The organism is Nonomuraea sp. NPDC050540 (assembly GCF_044457485.1).
Classification (GTDB): Bacteria; Actinomycetota; Actinomycetes; order Streptosporangiales; family Streptosporangiaceae; genus Nonomuraea.
Genome location: NZ_JBITHA010000001.1, coordinates 1,052,165 through 1,075,823 on the forward strand (window position 1 = coordinate 1,052,165; position 23,659 = coordinate 1,075,823).

Consider the following 23,659-nt stretch of genomic DNA (forward strand, 5'->3'; position numbering starts at 1 on the left):
CTCTATCGCGAGGTATGTCCCCAGCGCGGCAGACGCCTACATCAACTACGCACCGCCCCGGGTGGAGAAGACCCTCGAGGAGCCGCCGACGCCGGGTTCGCCCGCCGCCCGCAGCCTCTCCCCGGCGCAGAAGTTCGACCAGAAGTTCACCAGCGGCAACCCGGTCGCCGGCCGCGTCCTGGCCGCCCGGGAGAACGAGGCCATCAGAACCGGCCGCAACCCCGCCGACTGGATCTTCAAGAAATCCAAGCAGACCAAGACGGCCAAGCTGCTGACGCTGCTCGTGGAGTTCAACGAGAACGCCAACGACGACTTCTCCGGCTACAACCGCCTGCGCACGCCCGACAGCGCCCCCGAGGACTGCGTCGTGGAGCCGCCGGGCACCAAGATGAACGGCCCGCTCCACAACAACATCCCCGACCCGGCGAGCCTGCCCCAGAAGGACAACAACTCCTTCTGGGTTCCCGACTTCAGCCCCGCGCACTTCAACAAGATGCTCTACACCGACAAGGGCATCACCGAGCGGGTGCGCAAGGATCTGAAGGACCCGCGCGACGGCCGCCCCGGCATCGACATCTCCGGCCACACCATGAAGAAGATGTACGAGGAGATGTCCAAGGGCGCCTACTCCGTCACCGGCTCCGCCGTCGGCTGGATCAAGGCCCCGCACTCCGAGGCGTGGTACGGCGCGGCCGCCTGCGGTGGCGCTCCCCAGGACATGTCCGGCCACCCGGACAACCCGCTGGGCGCCGGCCAGCTCGCCATCGACGCGGTCAACGTCCTGGCGCAGACGCAGCCCGGCTTCAACTGGGCCGAGTACGACCAGGAGGACACCTCCGACGCCGACGGAGACGGCAACTTCGCCGAGCCCGACGGCGTGATCGACCACCTCGTGCTCGTCCACGCCGGCAAGGACAAGTCCTCCGACGGCGGCAAGGAGGGCACCTACGCGATCTGGGCGCACTCCAGCGCGGTCGCCGGCGGCTACCAGGTCCCCGGCACCGACAAGAAGATCTCGAACTACATCGTGCAGCCCGAGGACTCCGGCGTCGGCGTCTTCGCCCACGAGTACGGCCACGACCTCGGCCTGCCCGACCTGTACGACACCAGCGGCGCGGGCAGCTCCGCCGTCGACTTCTGGGACCTGATGTCCAGCGGCTCGCACTCCGGCCCGATCTTCCAGTCGATGCCGACGCACATGGGCCTGTGGGACAAGTGGGTCCTCGGCTGGGCCAACCCCAAGACGCTCAACCCCGGTGACGCCAGCAAGCTCGTCACCGTCGGCCAGTCCTCGCGCACGCCCAAGTTCACCGCCGACGGCATCCGCGTCAACCTGGCCAGCCAGCCGCTGAAGATGATCGACGCCCACAGCGGTACCAACGCCTGGTGGTCCGGCATGGACCAGGAGTGGGCCAACGTCAAGGTCACCCGCGACGTGCAGGTGCCCGCCGGAAGCGACCTGCGCTTCTGGATGTGGAACAACTACGAGATCGAGGCCGACTGGGACTACGGCTTCGTCGAGGTCTCCACCGACGGCGGCAACACCTGGACCCAGCAGAAGGTCTTCAACGAGGCCGGCCAGGAAGTCACCACCCCGGACGACTACCCGGACCCGAACAAGAACCTCAAGACGTTCGGCAACAAGAAGTACGGCCTCACCGGCAACACCGACGGCTGGCGGCACGACTACGTCAACCTGACCCCGTTCGCCGGCCAGACCGTCAAGCTGCGCCTGGCCTACAACACCGACGCGGCCTCCACCCCGCGCGGCTGGCACGCCGACGACTTCCAGCTCACCAACGCCGGCACCGCCGTGTGGAGCGACGACGTCGAGGGCGGCGAGAACGGCTGGAAGGCCACCGGCGGCACGTTCACCAACACCAGCGGTCAGGGCTGGACCGTGAACAACGGCTCGCGCGAGATCTCCCGCTTCTACCTCGCCGAGTGGCGTAACTTCGACGGCTTCGACAAGGGCCTGCAGTACGCCTACGACACCACCTACTCGCGCGACGGCGCGTGGAATGTGCAGAAGGTCAAGTACAACGCGCCCGGCCTGCTGGTCTGGCTCCGCGACTCGACCTACACCAACAATGTGATCATCCCGAGCCTGGAGCAGCTGCCCAGCATCGGAGCCAAGGGCAGCCTGCTGGTCGTGGACTCCCATTACGAGCCGCTGCGCCGTACCGGGACCGCGGCCGCCAAGGACCCGAGCCGCAACAAGAACCTGGAAGGCCGCTCCCAGACCTCCAACGCCGCGTTCTCCTTCAACAAGACCTACCCGTTCAAGGAGTGCCTGGAGGCGCCGGACGAGCCGTTCAGCCAGTACTGCTCGGACATCGCCCCGCTGAAGGGCGTGCCGAACTTCACCGACGCGAAGACCTGGTACCCGGGCTTCGAGCTGCAGAACGGCTCGTTGTTCTACCGCGACTTCGACGCCTCGGCGGTCGTCCCCGCGAAGGGCGACCAGCAGTACAGCACGCGCGTCGTCAACTTCGACGGCACTCCCGCCACCGACCTGTACGGGACCGACATGGGCCACGGCCACAAGCTCGGCACCGGCAACCCGGGTGACGAGGGCAAGGCGCTGGGCGTCCAGTTCAGGCTGGTCAGCCCCCTGCCCGGCAACCTCGGAGCCATCGTCCAGGTCGTCGCGCCCAAGAAGTGATCGTAGGGGCCGCTCCGGCGGCCCTACGATGAGGGACCATGACGGACCTTAGGACCAAGGCGGAGCACACCGCGGCCATCCGGCGCGAGCGCCGGGTGGCCGTGGTGATCAACACACGCTCACGCCGAGGCCGCCGCCACTACTTCGAGGCGCTCGACCTCATCCACGGTCTGGGCTTCGAACCGCTCGCCGAGTTCTCGGTGCTCAAGCCCAAGCGGCTGCGCGAGCATCTCGACAGGGCGCTGGCCACCCAGCCCGACCTGCTGATCGTCGGGGGCGGTGACGGCACCCTGTCGTCGGCCGTGCGCCACATCGCCCACCGCGACGTCGCGCTCGGCGTGCTCCCGCTCGGCACCACCAACAACTTCGCCCGCAGCCTCGGCCTGCCGCTCGACCTGGCCGGCGCGATCAACGTCTTCGCCACCGGCAAGGTCGCCGACATCGACCTCGGCATGGCCGACGACCGCCCGTTCGCGAACTTGGCCAGCTTCGGCGTCTCCGTCGAGGTGGCCGGCAAGGTCAAGCCGTGGCTCAAGCGCATCATCGGCCGCCCCGCCTACCCGCTAACCGCGCTGACGATCCTGCCGGGCCACCGGCCGTTCCGCGCCTTCATCACCGTCGACGGCCAGCGCCATGAGCTCCTCACCCACCAGCTCAACATCGCCAACGGCCGCTTCCACGGCGGCTGGCAGGTGGCCAAGGACATCAGCATCGACAACGGCCAGCTCGTCGCCTACCAGCTCGGCTCCGGCAAGAAGCTGCGCCTGCTCGGCGAGACGCTCGTGCGGGCGGCGTCCGGCCGCTGGCGCAGCATGGCGGGCGGGCCGTTCGTGACCGGCCGCGAGATGCTGCTGGAGACCGACCCGCCGATGGCCGCCGACGTCGACGGCGAGGTGCGCCTACGCACCCCCATCCGGCTGCGCGTGGTGCCCAACGGGGTGCGCGTGATGGTCCCGGAGACCTTCGAGGATCGCTGAGATCCGCTCCAGCGTGAGCGGCCGCGTCAGCATCTCGCGCAGCCGGGCGCGCGAGCGCGCCCGGTTCTCCTCACCCTCCGCGGGATCGGTCGCCCGCCGCGCGTAGAACTCCAGCAGATGCCCCTGTACGGCCACGCGCATCGAGAAGTCCTCCGGCCGGGTCACCCGGGCCGGACCGCCCGCCGCCACATAGGCGGGATAGACCCCGGGGTCGCGGGCCACGATCGCGGCCAGCTCCCAGGCGGGCACGGCCGGGCCGCAGTTCTCCCAGTCCAGGACGGTGAGCACGCCTCGGGCGGACAGGCGCAGGTTCTCCTCGTTGAGGTCGCGATGGCAGGTCGTCACCCGTGCCGGATCCGGCACGGCCACGACCGCCTCCACCGCGACGAGGTCGTCCAGCCAGGTGCGCAGCGCGTCCTCCCACTCCTGGCGCCGCGAGATCCCGGCGATCCCCGCCCACCCCTCCGCGCCCAGCGGGGCGGCGAACCACTCGGACACCGGGCCGCGGGCGGCGTGCCGTACCCGATGGACGCTCGCGGCCGCCGCGCCCAGTTGGGCGGCGGTGATCTCGCCCGCGGCGAGATCGGCCCACTCGTAGACCCTCAGGTCGTACGGCCGCGCCCGCAGGATCACCCGCCCGTCGCGGTCCACGACCGGAGCCGGGAGCACCACGCCGGCCGCGGCGGCGGCGTGCTGGAAGGCCACGTCGGCGGCGGCGTCGTCCTCGGCCACGTCGATGAGCGACTCCTTGACCGCCCACGAACCCCGGTCGGTGTCCACCCGCCAGATCAGGCCCAGCTCGCCGCGTGCCGCGTAGACCGGCTCCGCCGCCACCTCGCCCAGCTCGAACTCCCGCGCCACCCGCTCGGCCGTCTCCATCAGCATGCGCCGACGCTACGGCACCCCGCGGATCTTCCACACCAGCAGAGCGCCGGCGACGCCCACCGCGGCCGTGACCGTGTAGAGGGCCGGATAGCCGCCCAGCTGCGTGACCAGCGGCGCGGCCAGCACCGGCGCGAGCACCTGCGGCCCTGCCGAGGCCAGGTTGAGCACGCCGAGGTCCTTGCCCCGGTCGAGGTCGGTCGGCAGTACCTGGGTCAGCAGCGCCTGGTCCACGGCCAGGAACGCGCCGCTGCCCGCCCCGAGTATCACGGCCGCCACGATCACCGTCGGCCAGGACGTGGTGAACGCCAGCAGTACCCCCGCCGAGGCGGTCAGCAGCGCCGCCACGCTGACGATCGGGCGCCGCTTGCCTATCTTGTCCGACAGCCAGCCGGACAACAGCGTGGGCGCGATACCGGCCACCGTGGAGACCGCCAGCAGGATGAGCACGCCCTCGTCCACGCCGTGCCCGGGGAAGAGCCGCTCGTAGCCGATCGCGTCACGCAGGTAGTAGAGCAGGTAGCCGGTGCCCATCGAGATCGACAGGTTGAGCAGGAATCGCGTCACCCACGCCCACGCGAAGTCGGGGTGGCGGCGCGGGCTCACCCAGAGCGTGCGCCAGTCGAAGCGGGCCTTGGCCGTCTCCGGCACCGGCCCCTCTCCGGTCGCGAGCGCGAACGGCAGCACGGTCGCCAGCAGCAGCAGCGCCATCGCCAGATAGGACGGCAGCACGCCGGTGACGACCAGCGCCACCACCAGCCCGCCCAGCAGCGGTCCCGCCGCCTGCGCCGCGCCCGCCACCGCCAGTACCCGGCCACGTTGCCACTCCGGCACCCGGTCCGGCACCACCGCGACCGTCGAGGCGTACGCCGCGTTGAACGTCAGCTGCACCAGGCTCCAGCCGATCGTCATGCCCAGCACCGTCTGCTGGGTGCCGAGCAGCGCCAGGGCCGCGGCGCCGGTCAGCGCGCCGAACATGATCCACGGGCGGCGCCTGCCGAAGCGGCCGCGGGTACGGTCCGACAGCGCGCCGAACGCCACGTTCGACACCATCGACACCGCCGCCCCCACGGCGAACACCACCGCCAGCGACGCCTCCTTGTTCGCGTCGTCCACCACCACCATGTGCTGGGGGAGCACGATCTGGATCAGCGTGAACCAGCCCATCATCAGCCCGAGCTGGGCCAGGGCGAGCCGTGCCGTCCAACCGCCGGAGACCTTTGCCGTTAACACGGGTGAGCTCACGAGGAGTCCTCTCCGGTTTCGGGGCGAGAGGGCCCTCATATTAGGTCTCGTCGGCGGGTGCCTCAAGATCTGCGGCCATGCCGATATAGGCCGGTCCGAGCTGGTGCGCCAGGCCCTCGGGCGGCGGGAACAACCGCAGCAGCAGATCGGGCGCGCCCGCCGGTCGCCGCTCGGGCCGCCGCACGCTCGCGCCCGCCGCGTAGAAGTCGGCCAGCCGGTCGGCGAACGGCACGTCCGCCACCCCCAGAGGGTCGCCGCGCGCCCCGCCGTCATCGGCCAGTGACCCCAGCAACTGCTCTTGGGTACGGCCCCGCCACGCCAGCACCAGGAACGGGTCGTCGTCGAACGACTCGGCCAGCAGGTAGAGCACCGCCGACAGGTGCTTGCACGGAAACCCCCAGTCCGGGCACGAGCACTCCATGTCCAGATCGCGCGGGAACAGGTCGACGCCCATCGCGGCGAAGACCTCCTCGATCTCCGCCGGCATCTCCCCGGCCAGCAGTTTGGCCCGGTGCACCGCCTGCCCGGCGATCGCCGCCTCCAGCTCGGCCCACAGCGCCTCCGCGTACACCTCGACCCTGACCGCCACCTCGTACGGGTCCGGGCGCGAGCCCTGCACCCTGGCGCTCACCAGGCCCGCGGCCAGCTCCAGCGAGAGCACCTGGCCCTTGCGCGCGTACGCGCGCCCGCGTGACAGCCGCCCCTTGTCGCACACCCGCTCCAGGATGTCGATGAACCTGCGCGACCACCACGAGGCGCCGATCGTGCCGCGCTGGGTGCGCGCCCTGAGCCCGCCCTCGACCGCGATCGGCCGGCCGCCGTCGTACCATCCGTCCCTGCCGACCGGCATGCTCAGCTCACCGCCCCGGCGCCCAGGCGGAAGACCTCGCGCAGCTCCTGGGAGGACAGGTCGGTGAGCCAGTCCTCGCCGGTGCCGACCACCCGCTCCGCCAGCGCCTTCTTACGCTCGATCATCTCGTCCACACGCTCTTCGAGGGTGCCCGCGCAGATCAGCTTGCGTACCTGGACGTTCTTGCGCTGCCCGATGCGGAACGCCCGGTCGGTGGCCTGGTTCTCGACGGCCGGGTTCCACCAGCGGTCCACGTGGATGACGTGATTGGCGGCGGTCAGGTTGAGGCCGACGCCCGCGGCCTTCAGCGAGAGCAGGAACACCATGGGCTCCGGGTCGTTCTGGAACCGGTCGACGAGCCGGTCACGCGCCTTCTTCGCCAGGCCGCCGTGCAGCCAGAGCACGGGGCGGTCCAGCCGCGCGGCCAGGTACGGCTGCAGCATCGTGCCGAACTCCGCGTACTGCGTGAAGACCAGCGCCTTCTCACCCTCCGCCACGATCTCCTCGGTCAGCTCCTCCAGCCGGGCCAGCTTGCCCGAGCGGCCCGGCAGCCGCGAACCGTCCTTCAGCAGGTGGGCCGGGTGGTTGCAGACCTGCTTGAGCTTGGCCATCGCGGCCAGAACCAGTCCGCGCCGCTCGATGCCCTCGCTGCCGTCGATCTTGCCCATCATGTCGTCGACCACCGCCTGGTACAGGGAGGCCTGCTCGGGGGTGAGCGAGCACCACTCCTTGACCTCCAGCTTCTCCGGCAGGTCGGTGATGATGGACCGGTCGGTCTTGAGGCGGCGCAGCACGAACGGTCCGGTGGCGCGTTTGAGCGCGAGCGTGGCCTGCTCGTCCTGGCGGGCCTCGATCGGCTCCTGGTAGCGGGAACGGAACCTGGTACGCGTGCCCAGCATCCCGGGATTGCAGAACTCCATGATCGACCAGAGCTCGGCCAGGTGGTTCTCCACCGGGGTGCCGGTCAGGGCGAGGCGGGTGCGGGTGGGGATCGCCCGTACGGCGCGGGCCTGCAGGGTGCCGCTGTTCTTGATCGCCTGGGCCTCGTCGCAGACGACGCGCTGCCAGGTGAGGCCTTTCAGGGTCTCCAGGTCGCGCTGGGCGGTGCCGTACGTGGTGATCACCAGATCGGCGTCCTCGGCCTGGGTGGCGTCACGTCCGCCGCCGTGGTGCACATAGACCTTCAGCCCCGGCGCGAACCTGGCCGCCTCCCGCTGCCAGTTGCCGACCAGCGACATCGGGCACACGAGCAACGTCGGCGAGGTCTGGACGGCCTGAGCCTTCTCGTGGGCCAGCAACGCCAGCGTGGTGATCGTCTTGCCCAGGCCCATGTCGTCGGCCAGGACGCCGCCCAGCCCCAGCTCCGACAGGAAGCTCAGCCAGGCCAGCCCGCGCTCCTGGTAGGGCCGCAGGGTGGCGTCGATCCCGGCCGGGGTGGCCAGCGGGGTCAGCCGCCGCTCGGCCTGCCCCGACAGCAGATCGCCGAGGACGCCGTCGGCGTCGATCTCCAGCAGGGGCAGCTCGTCGTCCTCGCCCTGAACGACGTTCCGCAGGATCTCGGCCGCGCTCAGCTCGCCGTCCCTGCGTCCCTCCACCGCCCTCAGGGCCGCCTTGAGCTGGCGTTCGTCCAGCTCAACCCACTGCCCGCGCACGCGCACCAGCGGCACCTTGAGCCGGGCCAGCTCCGCCAGCTCCGCCTCGCTGATGCTCTCGTCACCGACGGCCAGATCGATGCGGAAGTCGACCAGCTCCCGCAACCCGAACCCCTGACCGGTCGCCGCCGACTGGCTCTTGGTGCGGGTGGTCAGCTTGAGCCCCAGCTTGGCCCGCCCGGCCCAGCGAGGCAGCTGCACGCCGAATCCGGCCGCCTGCAGCAGCGGCGCCGCCTGCCGCAGGAAGGTGAACGCGCCCGCGGTGTCGAGGACCAGCTCCCGCGGCTCGGCCACCCGGAGGGCGGGGTCAAGATCGGGATAGAGGCGCACCGCCCTGCCCAGCCCGGTCAGGAACTCCCGCTCGGGCCGCGAAGGAAGCCCCGGCAGCGGCTCACCCCGCCAGATCCGGTCGGCCGGGACGTACAGGCTCGGATCGTCCACGGCCTGCAACGCCAGCTCCACCCGCCACCCGTCGTCACTCCCCGAAGCCGCGTCCCCGGCGCCGTCATCGGCGTCGGCGGAGGGTTCGACCAGGCGGAAGCTGACGCGCGCCGAACCGTCGGCCGCCGCCACCGCGTCGTACCACCCGGTCAGCGCCTCGCGCAGCTCCGGCACGTCCGGGCAGGAGGCGCCGGGCCCGGTGAGCGCGGCCAGCCAGCGATCCCTGAGCGTGCGCGTCCGCGCCACCAGCGGCTCCTGGACCCTGGCCCTGACGTGGGCGTCAGCGAAGTGGTCGAGCGCCGCGCGCAACACCCCCGCCGAGGCCCGCTCCACGGCTCCGGTACGGCAGGCGGGCGGCATCGCCAAGGCCAGCTCCCGGAACCGCGCCGCGTCCTGCCCGGTCAGCACCGCCCGCCAGCGGGCCCGCGCGGTGTCCTGAGGGATGGCCCACATGGCCGGCCCCTCCTCCACGTCCGCCCCGCCCGCGGATTCCGCGTGCTCGCCGGACGGGATGAGCTGGGGCAGGACACGGCCGCGCCGGACGAGATCGCGGGCGAGCTCGGCCACGACGCCCCAGAACCGCACCGTCGCCCCGCCGGAGCCGAGCAGGCCGAGACAGCGTCCGGTCTCCGGCACCACGACCGGCACCCGCCAGACGCGCACCCGCGGTCGTATCCCGTCGGCCAGAAGCCCGGTCTCCGGCGACGGCACCGGGGCGGCGGCCGAGCCCGGCAGCACCATCTCCATCACCGTGTGCCCGCCGCCGGACAGCCCGAAATGCGCGGCCAGCTCCTCATGCCCGGCGGCGAACGGATGAGGCCGTGGCCAGGCACCACGCGACGCGGCTCCGACCGCCTCGGTGTCCTCCGCCCAGAAGGCGAGCCCGTCACCCGCCCACACTCCATGCACCACCAGCACCCCGGCAGGCTACCGCCGGCCACCGACAGCACGCCGCCGTTGGGGCGACGCTTACCGGATGGATCCTCTCCGGAGGCTCGCGGCGGTGGCGGGGGCCGACGTACGCTGAAGGCATGAGCGGATCCTGGTGCGAACGCCCCAAACCGCCGGCACCGCCGTGCGAGCTGCCCTCGCCGTTCGCCGCGCCGGACAAGCCGGGTGGCTGGTGTGAGGTGCCCAAGTCGTCCGACGCCGCGGCGGTGGTCGGGTTCCTGCTGAGGCTCGCCCGGCGCTGACCACATCGTGGCCGGGGCTTTGCCGTTGATCTCGACCCGTGCGGTTAGAACCACGGGTGAGAGCACGGGAAGGCAGGGCCGATGGAGGAGCACGAGGAGTACGTCGAGGGAGTGACCGCGGGGTACGTCGGCGCGCACGAGGCCGTCGTGGGCACGCCCGTGGACCCGACCTCGATCAACGTGCCGCAGACCCGGGCGGGTGCGGCGGAGAACGCCGAGGCCGCCGAAGCGGCGCGCAAGGCACGCGGGGTGTTCGTCGCGGCGGACAGCACACACGGGGACGTCACCGACGTGCGCGCGGAGGAAGAGCTCGCCGCGAGCCGTGAGGACGCCGAGGAGAAGGACCCGCTCCTCGCCGCCCGCGACGCCATGCGCGAGGACCTGCGCGGGGGACAGCCGTGATAGAGCGCCTCCTGACAGGGTAGGCGCCTTTCTCGTCGGAGGAGGCGGCCACACACCGCGGGCGCCTTCGTCCGCGCCGACGTGGTCAAGGAGGGGACCCGGAGATGACCGAGGCAGATCCCGGGACGGACCGGAACCGCAGCGCGGGAGACGTGGGCGCGCACCGGGCCACGGTGGGTTCCCCGGCCGGCGCGGAGTCCGATGAGACGACCGGAACGAGAGACAAGGCAGGCGACGCGATGGCGACGGCAAAGGATAAAGCAGGCGACATGGCCGACACGGCCAAGGAGAAGGCGGGCGAGGTCGCCGCGACGGCCAAGGACACGGCCGCGACGGCCAAGGACAAGGCGGGCGAGCTGGCCGCCACGGCGAAGGACAAGGCGGGCGAGATGGCGGTGGCCGCCAAGGACACGGCGGCGGCCGCGACGGACAAGGCGGGAGAGGTGGCCGACGCCGCCGCCACGGAGGCGAAGAAGCGCCCCATCCTGGTGGTGGCCGCCGTCGGCACCATCGTCGCCCTCGTCGTGCGCCGCCTGCTCAAGCGCAAGCGCTGAACGCGCCGCCGTACCCCCGAGGAGGGAGCGGTACGCTGCGGCGGGTGAAGAGGACATGGGCCGCGGCGGTCCTTCTGGCCGTCGCGGCGGCGGGATGCGGCGCGGGTTCGGCGGTCAGCGACTACGGCACCGTCGTGAAGGGCGCGAAGGGGCAGACGACCCAGGTCGAGGTGAGCCAGGGCGATCGTTTCTCGCTGGTCGTCGCCGACAACCCGTCGATCGGCGACAACTGGTCGCTGGTCGAGGTGCCGGACGCGACGGTGGCCTCGTTCATCAGCGAGGAGCACGAGAGCGAAGGCGACGCCCCTGGCAGCGGCGGCACCGGCTACTTCGTCTTCAACGCCAAGCGGCCGGGCACGACGGAGGTCAAGCTGTACAACTGCTGGCGCTGCGGGGCGGAGAAGACGCCGTCGGCCCCGGACAGCGTCAGGGAGTCCGGAACCGCGATCTTCACCATCACCGTCAAGTGATCACGACAGAGTGTCTTGAAACCTGACGCGCGGTCGTAGAGGCTTCACCCCATGGATTTCCTTCGGGTGCGCGCCTCGACTGACGGCGCCGAGACGATCTCGTGGTGGACCGGCGACGTGTACGGCTGGCAGGACGACGACGGCCCGCACCACCTGTTCGGGTTCGAAGGCCTCAACGTGGCCCGCGTGGTCGAGGCCGACGGCGCCTGGCAGCTCCTGACCCGCGAGGCCGCCGCCTACCTCGACCCGAAGTCCCGCGAGATCCTCCAGACCTGGGACAACCCGTTCACCGGCCAGGAGGTCGAGGTCCAGCACGTCTTCAACGACCCGGTCAACCAGCGCCTGGGCGCGTACCCGGTCCCGCGGACCCGGATCGGCGACCAGGTCATCTTCAATGTGGACATCCGTCTCGCCTACCCCTCGCCCCTCAAAGTCGCGGAATTTCCGGAAAATTCGGCAAACGACACCTATCGCGCCCTAGAGCTCTTCCAGTTCTTCGCCAAGGCCGAAGACGTCGAGAGCGACGCCCAGAACGTGCCCAGCTTCTTCTCCTGGAGCCGCGTCTCGCCGTGGCTGCCCTGGATGGCGATGGGCCCGCGCCCCGGCGGCCTCGTCTACCACGTCAGGGGCGGCAAGGTCGACCAGGCCCCCGAGCGGCTGGCCGCGCACGTCGGCGAGCACTTCCTGCACGCGCCCCAGGAGTGGGGCGGCCCCAACGTGAGCAGCTGGTCGGCGTTCGCGGCTAAAGTCGGCAGGTGAGCACCGACCTGTTCTGCGAGATCATCGCGCGAGAACGGCCCGCCTTCACGGTCTTCTCCGACGAGGTGGCCGTCGGCTTCCTCGACACGAGGCCGGTCTTCAAGGGCCACGTCCTGCTGGTGCCGCGCCGCCACGTGGAGACACTGGCCGACCTCACCGAGGTCGGCCCGTTCTTCGAACGCGTCCAGGCGGGCGCCCGCGCGGTGGAGGACGGCCTGCAGGCGGCGGGCACGTTCGTCGCGATGAACAACCGGATCAGCCAGAGCGTCGCCCACCTGCACGTGCACATCGTGCCGCGGCACAAGAAGGACGGGCTGCGCGGCTTCTTCTGGCCGCGCACCAAGTACGCCGACGACGCCGAGGCCGAGTCCTACGCCGAGCTGATCAGGAAGTCATGGAACTCGCCGTCGGCCTGATCCTGGCGGTGGTGCTGGTCGGCGTCCCGGCCGTGGTGCTCTGGCGGGTGCTGCGCGGGCGCCGCGAGCTGGGGACCGGGCCGGCCGAGCGGGCCACGTTCGAGACGCTGCACACCGCCTCGCTGGCCGCGCCGCCGCTGCGCGCCGGGCTGACCGCCGAGGGCGCGCAGAAGGCCTCGCGCCACCTGCGCGAGCTGCTCGGCTCCCCGGCGCTGGCGATCACGGACGGCGAGCGGCTGCTGGTGTACGACGGCATCGGCGACCACCACGCCGCCGACGCCCTGGACCACGCGGCGGCGACCTTGCGCGACGGCCGTACCCAGGTGCTGTCGATCCCGTGCGAGCTGCTCGAATGCCCGATCAGGCACGCGGTCGTGGTGCCGCTGACCACCGACGACCGCATCGTCGGCTCGCTGGCCGCCTACGGCCCGCACGCCTCCGCCGGGCTGGTGCGCGCGGCGCAGGAGACGGCCGGCTGGGTCGACTCCCAGCTGGAACTGGCCGAGCTCGACCGCTCCCGCACCCGCCTGATGGAGGCCGAGGTACGGGCGCTGCGCGCGCAGATCTCCCCCCACTTCATCTACAACTCGCTGACCACGATCGCCTCGTTCGTCCGCACCGACCCCGAGCGCGCCCGTGAGCTGCTGCTGGAGTTCGCCGACTTCACCCGCTACTCCTTCCGCCGCCACGGCGACTTCACCACGCTGGCCGAGGAACTGCGCTCCATCGACCGCTACCTGATCCTGGAGCGGGCCCGCTTCGGCGACCAGCTCCAGGTCACGCTCAGGATCGCGCCGGAGGTGCTGCCGGTCGCCGTGCCGTTCCTCTGCCTGCAGCCGCTCGTGGAGAACGCGGTACGGCACGGCCTGGAGAGCAAGAACGGCGTAGGCCGGATCACCATCGTCGCCGAGGACGCCGGAGCCGAGTGCCGCATCAGCGTCGAGGACGACGGCCTCGGCATGGACCCCGACCGGCTGCGGCTCATCCTGGCCGGGGAGGTGGTCAGCGCGGGCGGCGTGGGCCTGGCCAACGTCGACGAGCGCCTGCGCCAGGTCTACGGTGATGAGTACGGCCTGGTCGTGGAGACCGGCAAGGGCGCGGGAACCAAGGTCAACGTGCGCGTGCCGAAGTACCACCCGGGGGTCTCGGCCCGCTAGTGACCTGTGACCTGCGCGTGACGGGCTTGACGCCTCTTGTCGCTTTTATCACTGTCAAGGGATCGGAAGGAGTGTTGCGTGGCTGGCTTGCGCGTCCTGGCGGTCGACGATGAACTTCCGGCTCTGGAGGACCTGTCCTACCTGCTGCGCGCCGACCCGCGGATCGACGAGGTGCTGACCGCCCGCGACGGAGCCGCGGCGCTGCGGCAGCTCGACCGCGGCATCGCCGAGGGCCGCCCGGTCGACGCGGTCTTCCTCGACATCAGGATGCGCGGGCTCGACGGCGTGGTGCTGGGCCGCCTGCTGGCGCAGTTCGCCAACCCGCCCCGGGTGGTGTTCGTGACCGCCTACGAGGAGCACGCGGTCGACGCGTTCGAGATCAAGGCCGAGGACTACCTGCTCAAGCCGGTACGTCCGGAACGCCTGGCCGAGGCGATCCGCAGGGTCGCCCTGTCCTCCGACGTGGCGCCGGACGGCGAGGACGCCGACACGATCCCGGTCGAGCTGGGCGGGGTGACGCGCTTCGTCTCCTCCGCCGATGTCGTGTACGTGGAGGCGCAGGGCGACTACGCTCGCCTGCACACCCAGACGGGCACCCACCTGGTCCGCATCCCCCTCAACACGCTGGAGGAGCGCTGGGCCACGGCCGGGTTCGTCCGGGTCCACCGCAGCCACCTGGTCGCGGTCAAGCACATCGAGGAGCTGCACATCGACTCGGGCAGGTGCACGGTGACCGTGGGCAGCACCGAGATCCCGGTCAGCCGCCGCCACACCCGCGAGCTGCGCGACCTCCTCGTCAGAAGAGCCAAACGATGAGCAGCCGCCGCGTCGCCGTCACCAGCCCCCGCACCGCCGCCGCGCGCCGCCGCCGCTACCCGGCCACGCGCGAGATCGACGAGCAGACCGTGGTCGGCGAGGTCTACATGCGCTCCCTGCTGCGCACCCAGTTCCGCCTGGCGCTGTTCGTCTGCACCGTGCTGGCCTGCGTGATCGGCGGGCTGCCGCTGCTGTTCCTGCTCCTGCCGGACGTGCGCGGCCTGCACCTGCTCGGCGTGCCGCTGCCGTGGGCGGTCCTCGCCTGCCTCATCTATCCCGCCTTCGTCGTGGGAGCCTGGCTCTACGTACGGCAGGCCGAACGCAACGAGCGCCACTTCGCCGACCTCGTCGAGCGCAAATGAGCTTGACCGCGGTCGTGGTCGTCGTGGTGGCCGCGGTGCTCATCGGTGCGTTCGGCATCCGGTTCTCCCGCACCACCTCCGACTTCTACGTCGCCTCCCGCACGGTCAGCCCGCTCTGGAACGCCTCGGCCATCGGCGGCGAGTACCTGTCGGCCGCCTCCTTCCTCGGCATCGCCGGCCTGATCCTCACCTACGGCATCGACATGCTGTGGCTGCCGGTCGGCTGGACCGGCGGCTACCTGGTGCTGCTCGTGCTCGTCTCGGCCCCGCTGCGGCGCTCCGGCGCGTACACGCTGCCCGACTTCGCCGAGGCCAGGCTGGAGTCGATGGCCGTGCGCCGTACGGCCAGCGTGCTCGTGGTGCTCATCGGCTGGCTCTACCTGATGCCGCAGTTTCAGAGCGCCGGGCTGGTGCTGCGCACGATCACCGGGGCGCCGGTCTGGGCCGGCGGGCTGCTGGTGGCGGTCGTGGTGGCGGTCAACGTGCTGTCGGGCGGGATGCGCTCGATCACGTTCGTGCAGGCCTTCCAGTACTGGCTGAAGCTGACCGCGCTGGCGGTGCCGCTGGTGTTCCTGCTGCTGGCCTGGAAACGCGACGGCGCGCCCGGCCTGAGCGCGGCCGACGCGGCCACCTGGCAGATGCCGCTGGGCAGCGGCAAGGAGTACGGGCTGTACTCCACGTACTCGCTGATCCTGGCGACGTTCCTGGGCACGATGGGGCTGCCGCACGTGCTGGTGCGCTTCTACACCAATCCGGACGGGCGGGCGGCGCGGCGTACGACGCTCGTGGTGCTGACGCTGCTCGGCGCCTTCTACCTGCTGCCGGCCGCCTATGGCTGGCTGGGCCGGCTGTACACCCCCGACCTGGCCCGCACCGACGCGGTCGTGCTCACGCTGCCCGGCACGATGGTCGGCGGCACACTCGGGGACCTGCTGACCGCGCTGGTGACGGCGGGGGCGTTCGCGGCGTTCCTGTCCACCTCGTCGGGGCTGACCGTGTCGGTGGCCGGGGTGATCGCGCAGGATCTGCTGGGCGGCGGCGTGCGCTCGTTCAGGATCGCCACGCTGATGGCCGTGGCGGTGCCGCTGGCGCTGGCGTTGTGGGCGCGCTCGCTGCCCGTGGCCGACGTGGTGGGGCTGGCCTTCGCGGTGGCGGCCTCCTCGTTCTGCCCGCTGCTGGTGCTCGGCATCTGGTGGCGGCGCCTGACCACGACGGGCGCGCTGGCCGGGCTGTTCGCCGGGGGCGGGCTGGCCTGCTGCGCGGTGCTGGCCACGATCATCGGCGGGCCGTACGACGGGGTCGTCAACGCGCTGCTGGCGCAGCCGGCGGCGTGGACGGTGCCGATCGCGTTCACCGTGATGGTGGCGGTGTCGTTCCTGACCCCGCACCGGGTGCCGCCGGGCGTGGCCAGGACGATGGTACGCCTGCACACGCCCGAGGACCTCGACCTGGACCGCGGCGACTGGCGGCCCAAGGGCTAGGCGCCCCGCTCGCCGGATCCGCGTACGACCAGCTCCACCGGTACGGTCACCCGGCGCGGCCGTCCGGACGGGTCGAGCAGGAGGCCGACCGCGCTGCGGGCGATGCGGTCGATGTCGTAGCGGACCACGCTCACGCCGGGGTTGAACACCTCGGCCAGCGCGAAGTCATCGAAACCCACGTAGGCGGGGCGTTCCGGGCGCTCGCGCAGGGCCTGCAGGATGCCGATTGCGGCCCGGTTGTTGGTGGCGAAGAACGCCGTGGGCGGATCGGCCAGGTCGAGCAGCCGGGCGACCTCCTGCGAGACGCGCCACGGGTCGAAGACGCCGTGCACGACGAGGCGCTCGTCGGGCGTGCCGAGCGCCTCGCGGTAGCCGGTGGCCCGGTCGTGCACCGAGCTCAGCCGTACGTCGTCGGAGATCAGCGCGATCCTGCGATGGCCGTGCGCGCGCAGGTGCTCGGTGGCCAGGCGGCCGCCCTTCAGGTCGTCGAGCAGGACCACGTCGCTGTCCTGGCCGGGAGGCAGCCGGTCCACGAAGACCGTGGTCAGGCCGGTGTGCCTGGCCAGCCACGCGTGGTCGCCCGACGACGGGACGACGATCAGGGAGTCGACGCCGCGGGCGTACATGGACTCGACCAGCATGCGCTCGCGCTCGGGCCGCTCCTCGTAGGAGCCGAACACGACCAGCGCCTCGTGCTCGGCGGCCGCCGCCTCGACCGCCTTGGCCAGGCGCGAGTAGAACTCGTTGGAGATGTTCTCCATGACCAGCCCGATGGTCAGCATCGTGGCGCCCCTGGCCAGCCGGGCCGCCGCCTCGTTGCGGCGGAAGCCGAGCGCGCTGATCGCGGCGCCCACCTTGAGCTGGACCTCGGCGCTGACGTGCGGTTCCCGGTTGACCACCCGGGAGACCGTCTTCAGGCTCACGCCCGCGTACCTGGCCACGTCGGCCATGGTCGGCTTGCGCGCTGTCATACTCTGCCCCCATGGATGATGAATGGATCTGCGGACGTCTCGGCGAGGACGAGCCCTGGCTGCTCGGCGCGGTCAACCCGCCGGTGTTCGAGAACTCCCTGTTCACCTTCCGCACGGCCGGCGAGCTGGGCGAGGCGATCAAGGACGAGGACGAGCGCTACGTCTACTGGCGCGGCACCAATCCGACCGTCGACCTGGCCCAGCGCAAGCTCGCCGCGCTGGAGCGGGGGGAGCGGGCCAAGTGCTTCGCCTCCGGCATGGGCGCGATCTCGGCCACGATCTCGTCGCTGGTGTCGGCGGGCGACCACGTGCTGGTGCTGGGTGCCGTCTACGGGCCGACGACCCAGTTTCTGCGCTATTTGGAGAAATTCGGCGTCACGCATACGCACGTCAGCGATCTCGCGGGGTGTGACAGCGCTATCAGGTCGAGCACGCGCCTACTCTACTTCGAGTCGCCGTCCTACATGCGCTACGAGGTCTTCGACATCGCGGCCGTCACGGGCTGGGCCAGGGAGCGCGGCCTGGTCACGGCCATGGACAACACCTGGTCCACGCCCATCTTCCAGAAGCCGCTGACGCTCGGGGTGGACCTGGTGCTGCACTCGCTGTCGAAGTACGTGGGCGGGCACAGCGACCTGGTCGGCGGCGTGGTGGCCGGCCCGTCGCGGTTGATCAGGCCGCTCGCGCTGACCGAGTATCAGCTGTACGGCGCCGCCATGTCACCCCACGACGCCGCCAAGGTGATCAAGGGCCTGCGCACGCTGCCGGTGCGGATGGCCGCGCACCAGGAGCGCGGCCTGGCCGTCGCCGCCTTCCTGGACGAGCACCCGGCCGTCCGGGTGGTCAACCACCCCGGCCTGCCCTCCCACCCCGGCCACGCGCGGGCCAAGGCCCAGATGTCCGGCTTCTCCAGCCTGTTCAGCATCGAACTGGACACCGAATCGCGCGAGGAGGCGGCCGAGTTCCTGGACCGGCTGCGGCACTTCCGCATCGGCGTCTCGTGGGGCGGCTTCGAGTCGCTGGTCAACGTGCCGGCGCTGTCGGTCGAAGAGAGCGTGCGGGCGACCATGGGCATCCCGGTCGGCCTGGTGCGGCTGTCGGTCGGCCTTGAGGCCGCGGACACATTGATCAAGGACCTCGGTCTAGCGCTGGAGGGTGTCGGTCGCCTAGCGTGACTGACAGCGCTGTCACATCTATGGAGGCGTCGTGAAATCCTTCCTGGCCCTTGCCGCCGTCACCGTGCTGCTCGCGGGCTGCGGGTCGTCCTCCGGCTCCGGCCCCGGCGAGGTACGGCTGCGCATGGTCGAGAGCCTGACCAGCCCGGAGCGCACCAAGCTGCTCAAGTCACTGCTGGCCGACTTCGAGAAGGCCAACCCGGGCGTCAAGGTGGAGCTCATCTCGCCGCCGCTGGACAGCGCCGACCAGAAGATCACCCAGATCCTGCAGACGAAGAAGGACCTGGACGTGCTGGAGGTCCGCGACCACACGGCCAAGTCCTTCTCCAACAACGGCTGGCTCGGCGAGCTGCCCACGACCGGGTGGAGCGGCTGGGCCGGCCTGACCGACCTGACCCAGAAGAAGGCGGTCGAGGTGGGCGGCAAGCCGTACCTCATCCCCTATGGCTTCTACCAGCGCACGCTCTTCTACCGCACCGACTGGGGCATGGCCGCGCCGCCGAAGACCTGGCAGGAGCTGTACGAGGCGGGCAAGAAGATGACCGGCGGCGAGCGGTTCGGCTACTCCTTCCGCGGCGGCAAGGGCGGCGCCGACTACGCCGTCATGATGATCAGCGCCTACAACGGCGAGGCGCTCAATCCGGACAAGTCCTTCTACCTGACGGACAAGCGCACGATCTTCGCCACGCCCGAGGCCGCGCAGGCGCTCGACCTGTTCGTCAAGATCTTCAAGGAGGCCTCACCGCCGGACTCGGTCTCGTGGGCCTACCCGGAGATGGTGCAGGGCTTCACCTCGGGCGTCACCGGCATGCTCATCCAGGACCCCGAGGTGATCAAGACGGTCGAGGAGAGCGGGGTCAAGGCGTGGTCCACGGCGCCGATCCCGAAGGGCCCGACCGGATACGCCTACCAGCCCGTCGGCTACGCCGGATGGGGCGTCACCTCCTTCACCAAGCATCGCGACCAGGCGGTCAAGCTGGTGCAGTTTCTGTCGGAGTCGCAGCAGAGCATCCGCTTCGCCAAGGGCAACTCGCTCATCCCGATCTCCAAGCAGGCACAGAGCGACCCGCAGTTCTCCCAGGGCGCCTGGAAGGCCTATCTGGAGGCGCAGCAGGACCCCAAGCAGGTGATCACGATCCGGCCCGTGGACTACCCCGGATGGAGTCAGTTCCTCGTCGACTCCGACCGTGACGTGCAGGCCCTGCTGACCGGCAAGAAGAGCACGGCCGACGTGCTCAAGGCCTGGGACGCCTTCTGGGCCGACCAGGCGAAGAAGGTCTCGTGACCAAGAGGGCGTTCACCGGGCGCAGGGCGGCGTTCATCACGCTGTGCCTGCTGCCCGGGATCGTGTTCGTCGTCCTGTTCACCTACTGGCCGATGGTGCGCGGCAGCGTCATGGCCTTCCAGCGCTACAACCTGTTCGACCTGACCCAGACGCCCTTCGCCGGCCTGGAGAACTTCGCCGCGGTGCTGGCCGAGGAGCGGTTCTGGACCTCGCTGCGCAACACCGGCACGTGGGTCGTGGTCTCGCTGTTCTTCCAGTTCGTGCTGGGTTTCGGGCTGGCGCTGCTGCTCAGGAGGCACTTCAGGGGCCGGGGGCTCTACCAGGCGTGGGTGTTCTTCCCGTGGGCCATGTCCGGGTTCCTGATCGGGCTGCTGTGGCGGTGGATGTTCAACGGGCAGTTCGGCGTGATCAACGACCTGCTGCTCAAGACCGGGATCATCGACCAGCGCATCGGCTTCCTGTCCACGCCCGGCTGGGCGATGACCTCGGTCATCGTGGCCAACGTCTGGTACGGCACGACGTTCTTCGCCATCATGATCATGGCCGCGCTGCAGTCGGTCCCCAAGGAGCTCTACGAGGCGGCGGGCGTGGACGGCGCCTCCCGGCTGCGCCAGTTCTGGCACGTCACCCTGCCGCACATCCGGCCCACGCTGGCGCTGATCGTGCTGCTGCGGATCATCTGGATCCTCAACTTCCCCGACCTGATCTACTCCATGACCGGCGGTGGGCCCGCCGGCAGCACCGACATCGTCACCACCTTCCTCATCCAGCAGGTCATGGGCGGCGACTACGGCCGGGCCGGCGCCGTCGGGCTGCTGGTCCTGGCGTTGCTGCTGGCCTTCAGCATCTTCTACCTGAACGTGACGAGGTCCGCCGATGGTGAAAAGGCTCGCTAAGGGGACGGTGCTGGGCGCCTGGCTGCTCATCACCGTCTTCCCGCTCTACTGGATCGTCGTCACCTCGCTCAAGCCCAAGGCCGAGATCTTCTCGATGCCGCTGAAGTACTGGCCGGCCAACCTCACCTTCGAGCATTACGCCGAACTGTTCGAGTTCGCCGACTTCGGCCGCTACCTCGCCAACAGCCTGATGGTCTCGCTGGTCGCGGCGGCCGCGGTCACCGTGATCGGCGTCCTCGGCGGCTACACCCTGGCCCGCTTCACCTTCCCCGGCAGGGGCGCGCTGATGCTGGCCTTCCTGGTGACCCAGATGATCCCGCTGTTCATCGCCCTGGGCCCGCTCTACCTGCTGATGTCCGACCTCGACCTGCTCAACCGGCTGGCCGGCCTCATGGTGGTCTACGTCGCCATGCTGGTGCCGTTCTCCACGATCATCATGCGCGGTTTCTACGAACGGGTGCCGGTCGCGCTGGAGGAGGCGGCCCAGGTGGACGGGGCCTCGCGGCTGTCGGCGCTGGTCCGCGTCGTCATCCCGGTGATGCTGCCGGGGATCGCGGCGACGTTCATCTTCGCGTTCGTGCAGTGCTGGAACGAGCTGTTCCTGGCCATCACCTTCATCGACAGCGAGGATGCCAAGACGGTCCCGGTGGCCATGAACTCCTTCATCACCCAGTACGACATCGACTGGGGCTCGATGGCCGCCGCCACCGTCGTCTCGGTCGTCCCGACCCTCATCCTGTTCGCCGCGATCCGCCGCTACATCGTCGAGGGCCTGACCGCCGGGGCCGTCAAGGGCTGAAGGGCGCGGTGCTCGCCGAGCTTGCTTGATTACACAGGGTAGTTACGTGTATACAAGTCAAGCGGCCATTTATCTCGAATGCCCGGACTTATCCCGTGAAACGACGGCGCTTACCGCTTATCGCGCCAAACGGACCTTTCACCGCAGGCCGTACCCAACTAAACGCCACGCGGCGGCGGCTCGCCGAACGACGGGACTGTGGACCTCCACGGAGGGTAGTTTGCGCTCTTACCTTGAGCGTGATCCCCATCACACTAAGCGGGAGGCATGGTGACAACACAAGAACACGACGCGTCGGTCTATGAACGGGTTCAGCAGAGCAGTGAATTCCAGGAGTTGAAGCGCCGGTTCCGCGCTTGGACCTTCCCGATGACGGTCGCGTTCCTCGTCTGGTACCTCCTGTACGTCGTGCTGTCCGGATGGGCGCGGGACTTCATGGGCATTCAGGTGCTCGGCAACATCAACGTCGGATTGATCCTGGGCCTGCTGCAGTTCGTCTCCACCTTCCTGATCGCCTGGGCCTACTCCAGGCACGCGGAGAAGAAGCTGGACCCGCTGGCCGACAAGCTCCGGCACGAGGTCGAGGAGCAGACCAAGTGAGTTCGTCCACACTTTCCACGATCCTGTTCCTGACGTTCGTGGCCGCCACGCTCGGCATCACCTTCTGGGCCAGCCGCAACACCAAGACCGCCGCCGATTACTACGCCGGCGGGCGGTCCTTCACCGGCGTCCAGAACGGCCTGGCCATCGGCGGCGACTACATGTCGGCCGCCTCGTTCCTCGGCATCGCCGGCATGATCGCGCTGTCCGGCTACGACGGCTTCCTGTACTCCATCGGCTTCCTCGTGGCCTGGCTGGTGGCGTTGCTGCTGGTCGCCGAGCTCATGCGTAACTCGGGCAAGTTCACGATGGCCGACGTGCTGGCCTTCCGGATGAGCCCGCGCCCGGTCCGCACCGCCGCCGGCGTCTCCACCATCGTCGTCAGCATCTTCTACCTGCTGGCCCAGATGGTCGGCGCGGGCGCGCTGGTCGGGCTGCTGCTCGGCATCACCAGCGCCGAGGCCAAGAACTGGACGATCGTCGCCGTCGGCGCGCTGATGATCGTCTACGTGGTGTTCGGCGGCATGAAGGGCACCACCTGGGTCCAGATCGTCAAGGCCGTCCTGCTCATGGGCGGCGCCGCGCTGATCACCGTGCTGGTGCTGGCCAAGTACAACTTCAACCTCTCGGCGCTGCTCGGCGCCGCCACCGAGGCCAGCGGCAAGGGCGCGGCGTTCCTCGAACCCGGCCTCAAGTACGGCACCGAAGCCCAGGGCCTCATGGGCAAGATCGACCTGATCAGCCTCGGACTCGCGCTCGTCCTCGGCACCGCCGGCCTGCCGCACATCCTCATCCGCTTCTACACCGTGCCCACCGCCAAGGACGCCCGCAAGTCCGTGCTGTGGGGCATCGGCATCATCGGCACGTTCTACCTGCTGACGCTGGTGCTCGGCTTCGGCGCCGCGGCACTGGTCAAGATCCCGGCCTCCGACACCGCGGGCAACACCGCGGCGCCTCAGCTCGCGGCGGCCATCGGCGAGAACTTCTTCGGCACCGTCGGCGGCACCGTCCTGCTGGCGCTCATCGGCGCCGTCGCCTTCGCCACGATCCTGGCCGTGGTCGCCGGGCTCACGCTGGCCTCCTCGTCCAGCTTCGCCCACGACCTGTACGCCCACGTGTTCAAGAAGGGCAACGCCACCGAGCGCGAAGAGGTCGTCGTGGCCCGGGTCTCCGCCCTGGTCATCGGCGCCGCGGCCATCGGCCTCGGCATCCTCGCCCAGGGCCAGAACGTGGCGTTCCTCGTCGCGCTGGCCTTCGCGGTCGCCGCGTCGGGCAACCTGCCGGCGATCCTGTACAGCCTGTTCTGGAAGCGGTTCAACACCGCCGGCGCCGTCGCCGCCATCTACGGCGGCCTGATCTCCTGCCTGATCCTCGTGATCTTCTCGCCGGTGGTCTCCGGCTCGAAGACCGCGCTGATCAAGGGCGCCGACTTCCACATCTGGAACCTGTCCAACCCCGGCATCATCTCGATCCCGCTCGGCTTCTTCTTCGGCTGGCTCGGCACCGTGCTCAGCAAGGAGTACAACGCCGCCAAGTACGCCGAGATCGAGGTCCGTTCGCTCACCGGCGTGGGCGCGGAGAAGGCCACCGAGCACTGACCGCGTGGGGCGC

Annotated in this window: 23 protein-coding genes; 18 read left to right on the plus strand and 5 right to left on the minus strand. The window is 70.2% G+C overall.

The window, feature by feature from the left end:
• The first annotated feature begins 61 nt into the window (after positions 1-61).
• Positions 62-2,665 carry an immune inhibitor A domain-containing protein gene (locus ACIBI5_RS04735; RefSeq protein ID WP_397243172.1) on the plus strand — a complete coding sequence of 868 codons (2,604 nt, stop codon included), beginning with the start codon at positions 62-64 and terminating at the stop codon, positions 2,663-2,665.
• 38 nt (positions 2,666-2,703) lie between these two features.
• Positions 2,704-3,642 carry a diacylglycerol/lipid kinase family protein gene (locus ACIBI5_RS04740; RefSeq protein WP_379613317.1) on the plus strand — a complete coding sequence of 313 codons (939 nt, stop codon included), beginning with the start codon at positions 2,704-2,706 and terminating at the stop codon, positions 3,640-3,642.
• Here the strand turns inward: ACIBI5_RS04740 and ACIBI5_RS04745 are convergent.
• The 4 genes from ACIBI5_RS04745 to ACIBI5_RS04760 are packed head-to-tail and all read right to left on the minus strand — an operon-like array spanning position 3,565 to position 9,630.
• Positions 3,565-4,527, minus strand: a complete 963-nt coding sequence (locus ACIBI5_RS04745) for a phosphotransferase family protein (protein ID WP_397243174.1) — start codon at positions 4,525-4,527, stop codon at positions 3,565-3,567. The two genes, ACIBI5_RS04740 and ACIBI5_RS04745, sit on opposite strands and share 78 nt — an antisense overlap.
• A gap of 9 nt (positions 4,528-4,536) precedes the next feature.
• Entirely contained in the window at positions 4,537-5,769 is a 1,233-nt protein-coding gene (locus ACIBI5_RS04750; RefSeq protein ID WP_397243176.1) for an MFS transporter, read from the minus strand.
• Between the two features lie 40 nt (positions 5,770-5,809).
• Positions 5,810-6,619: an SWIM zinc finger family protein gene (locus ACIBI5_RS04755; protein WP_397243178.1), complete on the minus strand. Its 810-nt coding sequence runs from the start codon at positions 6,617-6,619 to the stop codon at positions 5,810-5,812.
• 2 nt (positions 6,620-6,621) lie between these two features.
• Complete coding sequence (locus ACIBI5_RS04760) at positions 6,622-9,630, minus strand: DEAD/DEAH box helicase (RefSeq protein ID WP_397243180.1); 3,009 nt, start codon at positions 9,628-9,630, stop codon at positions 6,622-6,624.
• 113 nt (positions 9,631-9,743) lie between these two features.
• Here ACIBI5_RS04760 and ACIBI5_RS04765 point away from each other — a divergent pair, with 113 nt between their 5' ends.
• The 10 genes from ACIBI5_RS04765 (at position 9,744) to ACIBI5_RS04810 (ending at position 16,322) form a co-directional block, all read left to right on the plus strand.
• A complete protein-coding gene (locus ACIBI5_RS04765) occupies positions 9,744-9,905 on the plus strand; it encodes a hypothetical protein (protein ID WP_397243182.1) in 162 nt (53 codons plus the stop codon).
• Positions 9,906-9,986: 81 nt separating this feature from the next.
• Positions 9,987-10,307 carry a hypothetical protein gene (locus ACIBI5_RS04770; RefSeq protein ID WP_397243184.1) on the plus strand — a complete coding sequence of 107 codons (321 nt, stop codon included), beginning with the start codon at positions 9,987-9,989 and terminating at the stop codon, positions 10,305-10,307.
• 269 nt (positions 10,308-10,576) lie between these two features.
• Positions 10,577-10,861: a hypothetical protein gene (locus ACIBI5_RS04775; protein WP_397243186.1), complete on the plus strand. Its 285-nt coding sequence runs from the start codon at positions 10,577-10,579 to the stop codon at positions 10,859-10,861.
• 44 nt (positions 10,862-10,905) lie between these two features.
• A complete protein-coding gene (locus tag ACIBI5_RS04780) occupies positions 10,906-11,331 on the plus strand; it encodes a protease inhibitor I42 family protein (RefSeq protein ID WP_397243188.1) in 426 nt (141 codons plus the stop codon).
• 51 nt (positions 11,332-11,382) lie between these two features.
• Positions 11,383-12,090 carry a DUF1838 family protein gene (locus ACIBI5_RS04785; protein ID WP_397243190.1) on the plus strand — a complete coding sequence of 236 codons (708 nt, stop codon included), beginning with the start codon at positions 11,383-11,385 and terminating at the stop codon, positions 12,088-12,090.
• The gene (locus ACIBI5_RS04790) at positions 12,087-12,506 is read left to right on the plus strand and encodes an HIT family protein (protein ID WP_397243192.1); all 420 of its coding nucleotides are present in this window, start codon (positions 12,087-12,089) and stop codon (positions 12,504-12,506) included. The genes ACIBI5_RS04785 and ACIBI5_RS04790 overlap by 4 nt, the downstream gene beginning before the upstream one ends.
• A complete protein-coding gene (locus ACIBI5_RS04795; protein WP_379613306.1) occupies positions 12,485-13,663 on the plus strand; it encodes a sensor histidine kinase in 1,179 nt (392 codons plus the stop codon). Before ACIBI5_RS04790 ends, ACIBI5_RS04795 begins: the two co-directional genes overlap by 22 nt.
• Positions 13,664-13,741: 78 nt before the next feature.
• On the plus strand, positions 13,742-14,479 hold the full coding sequence (locus tag ACIBI5_RS04800) for a LytR/AlgR family response regulator transcription factor (protein WP_397243194.1): 738 nt from the start codon (positions 13,742-13,744) through the stop codon (positions 14,477-14,479).
• Positions 14,476-14,841, plus strand: coding sequence for a hypothetical protein (locus ACIBI5_RS04805; protein WP_397243196.1), 366 nt, complete (start codon positions 14,476-14,478; stop codon positions 14,839-14,841). Before ACIBI5_RS04800 ends, ACIBI5_RS04805 begins: the two co-directional genes overlap by 4 nt.
• Positions 14,838-16,322, plus strand: coding sequence for a cation acetate symporter (locus tag ACIBI5_RS04810; RefSeq protein ID WP_397243198.1), 1,485 nt, complete (start codon positions 14,838-14,840; stop codon positions 16,320-16,322). Before ACIBI5_RS04805 ends, ACIBI5_RS04810 begins: the two co-directional genes overlap by 4 nt.
• Here ACIBI5_RS04810 and ACIBI5_RS04815 read toward each other — a convergent pair.
• A complete protein-coding gene (locus ACIBI5_RS04815; RefSeq protein ID WP_397243200.1) occupies positions 16,319-17,293 on the minus strand; it encodes a LacI family DNA-binding transcriptional regulator in 975 nt (324 codons plus the stop codon). The two genes, ACIBI5_RS04810 and ACIBI5_RS04815, sit on opposite strands and share 4 nt — an antisense overlap.
• Before the next feature lie 11 nt (positions 17,294-17,304).
• Between ACIBI5_RS04815 and ACIBI5_RS04820 the strand changes: the two genes are divergently transcribed.
• The 6 genes from ACIBI5_RS04820 (at position 17,305) to ACIBI5_RS04845 (ending at position 23,646) form a co-directional block, all read left to right on the plus strand.
• Entirely contained in the window at positions 17,305-18,468 is a 1,164-nt protein-coding gene (locus tag ACIBI5_RS04820; protein ID WP_397243202.1) for a trans-sulfuration enzyme family protein, read from the plus strand.
• 31 nt (positions 18,469-18,499) lie between these two features.
• On the plus strand, positions 18,500-19,753 hold the full coding sequence (locus tag ACIBI5_RS04825) for an ABC transporter substrate-binding protein (RefSeq protein WP_397243204.1): 1,254 nt from the start codon (positions 18,500-18,502) through the stop codon (positions 19,751-19,753).
• Entirely contained in the window at positions 19,750-20,649 is a 900-nt protein-coding gene (locus ACIBI5_RS04830; RefSeq protein WP_397243206.1) for a carbohydrate ABC transporter permease, read from the plus strand. Before ACIBI5_RS04825 ends, ACIBI5_RS04830 begins: the two co-directional genes overlap by 4 nt.
• Positions 20,630-21,448 carry a carbohydrate ABC transporter permease gene (locus ACIBI5_RS04835; RefSeq protein ID WP_397097237.1) on the plus strand — a complete coding sequence of 273 codons (819 nt, stop codon included), beginning with the start codon at positions 20,630-20,632 and terminating at the stop codon, positions 21,446-21,448. Before ACIBI5_RS04830 ends, ACIBI5_RS04835 begins: the two co-directional genes overlap by 20 nt.
• 267 nt (positions 21,449-21,715) lie before the next feature.
• Positions 21,716-22,048, plus strand: a complete 333-nt coding sequence (locus ACIBI5_RS04840) for a DUF485 domain-containing protein (protein ID WP_397243208.1) — start codon at positions 21,716-21,718, stop codon at positions 22,046-22,048.
• Positions 22,045-23,646, plus strand: a complete 1,602-nt coding sequence (locus ACIBI5_RS04845) for a cation acetate symporter (protein WP_397243210.1) — start codon at positions 22,045-22,047, stop codon at positions 23,644-23,646. The genes ACIBI5_RS04840 and ACIBI5_RS04845 overlap by 4 nt, the downstream gene beginning before the upstream one ends.
• Positions 23,647-23,659 lie beyond the last annotated feature (13 nt).

Coding starts and splice junctions, on each gene's coding strand:
- ACIBI5_RS04805 (WP_397243196.1), top strand. CDS start 14,476: ATGAGCAGCCGCCGCGTCGCCGTCACCAGCCCCCGCACCGCCGCCGCG.
- ACIBI5_RS04840 (WP_397243208.1), top strand. CDS start 21,716: ATGGTGACAACACAAGAACACGACGCGTCGGTCTATGAACGGGTTCAG.
- ACIBI5_RS04815 (WP_397243200.1), bottom strand. CDS start 17,293: ATGACAGCGCGCAAGCCGACCATGGCCGACGTGGCCAGGTACGCGGGC.
- ACIBI5_RS04770 (WP_397243184.1), top strand. CDS start 9,987: ATGGAGGAGCACGAGGAGTACGTCGAGGGAGTGACCGCGGGGTACGTC.
- ACIBI5_RS04795 (WP_379613306.1), top strand. CDS start 12,485: ATGGAACTCGCCGTCGGCCTGATCCTGGCGGTGGTGCTGGTCGGCGTC.
- ACIBI5_RS04745 (WP_397243174.1), bottom strand. CDS start 4,527: ATGCTGATGGAGACGGCCGAGCGGGTGGCGCGGGAGTTCGAGCTGGGC.
- ACIBI5_RS04835 (WP_397097237.1), top strand. CDS start 20,630: ATGGTGAAAAGGCTCGCTAAGGGGACGGTGCTGGGCGCCTGGCTGCTC.
- ACIBI5_RS04755 (WP_397243178.1), bottom strand. CDS start 6,619: ATGCCGGTCGGCAGGGACGGATGGTACGACGGCGGCCGGCCGATCGCG.
- ACIBI5_RS04775 (WP_397243186.1), top strand. CDS start 10,577: ATGGCCGACACGGCCAAGGAGAAGGCGGGCGAGGTCGCCGCGACGGCC.
- ACIBI5_RS04765 (WP_397243182.1), top strand. CDS start 9,744: ATGAGCGGATCCTGGTGCGAACGCCCCAAACCGCCGGCACCGCCGTGC.
- ACIBI5_RS04740 (WP_379613317.1), top strand. CDS start 2,704: ATGACGGACCTTAGGACCAAGGCGGAGCACACCGCGGCCATCCGGCGC.
- ACIBI5_RS04785 (WP_397243190.1), top strand. CDS start 11,383: ATGGATTTCCTTCGGGTGCGCGCCTCGACTGACGGCGCCGAGACGATC.
- ACIBI5_RS04810 (WP_397243198.1), top strand. CDS start 14,838: ATGAGCTTGACCGCGGTCGTGGTCGTCGTGGTGGCCGCGGTGCTCATC.
- ACIBI5_RS04820 (WP_397243202.1), top strand. CDS start 17,305: ATGGATGATGAATGGATCTGCGGACGTCTCGGCGAGGACGAGCCCTGG.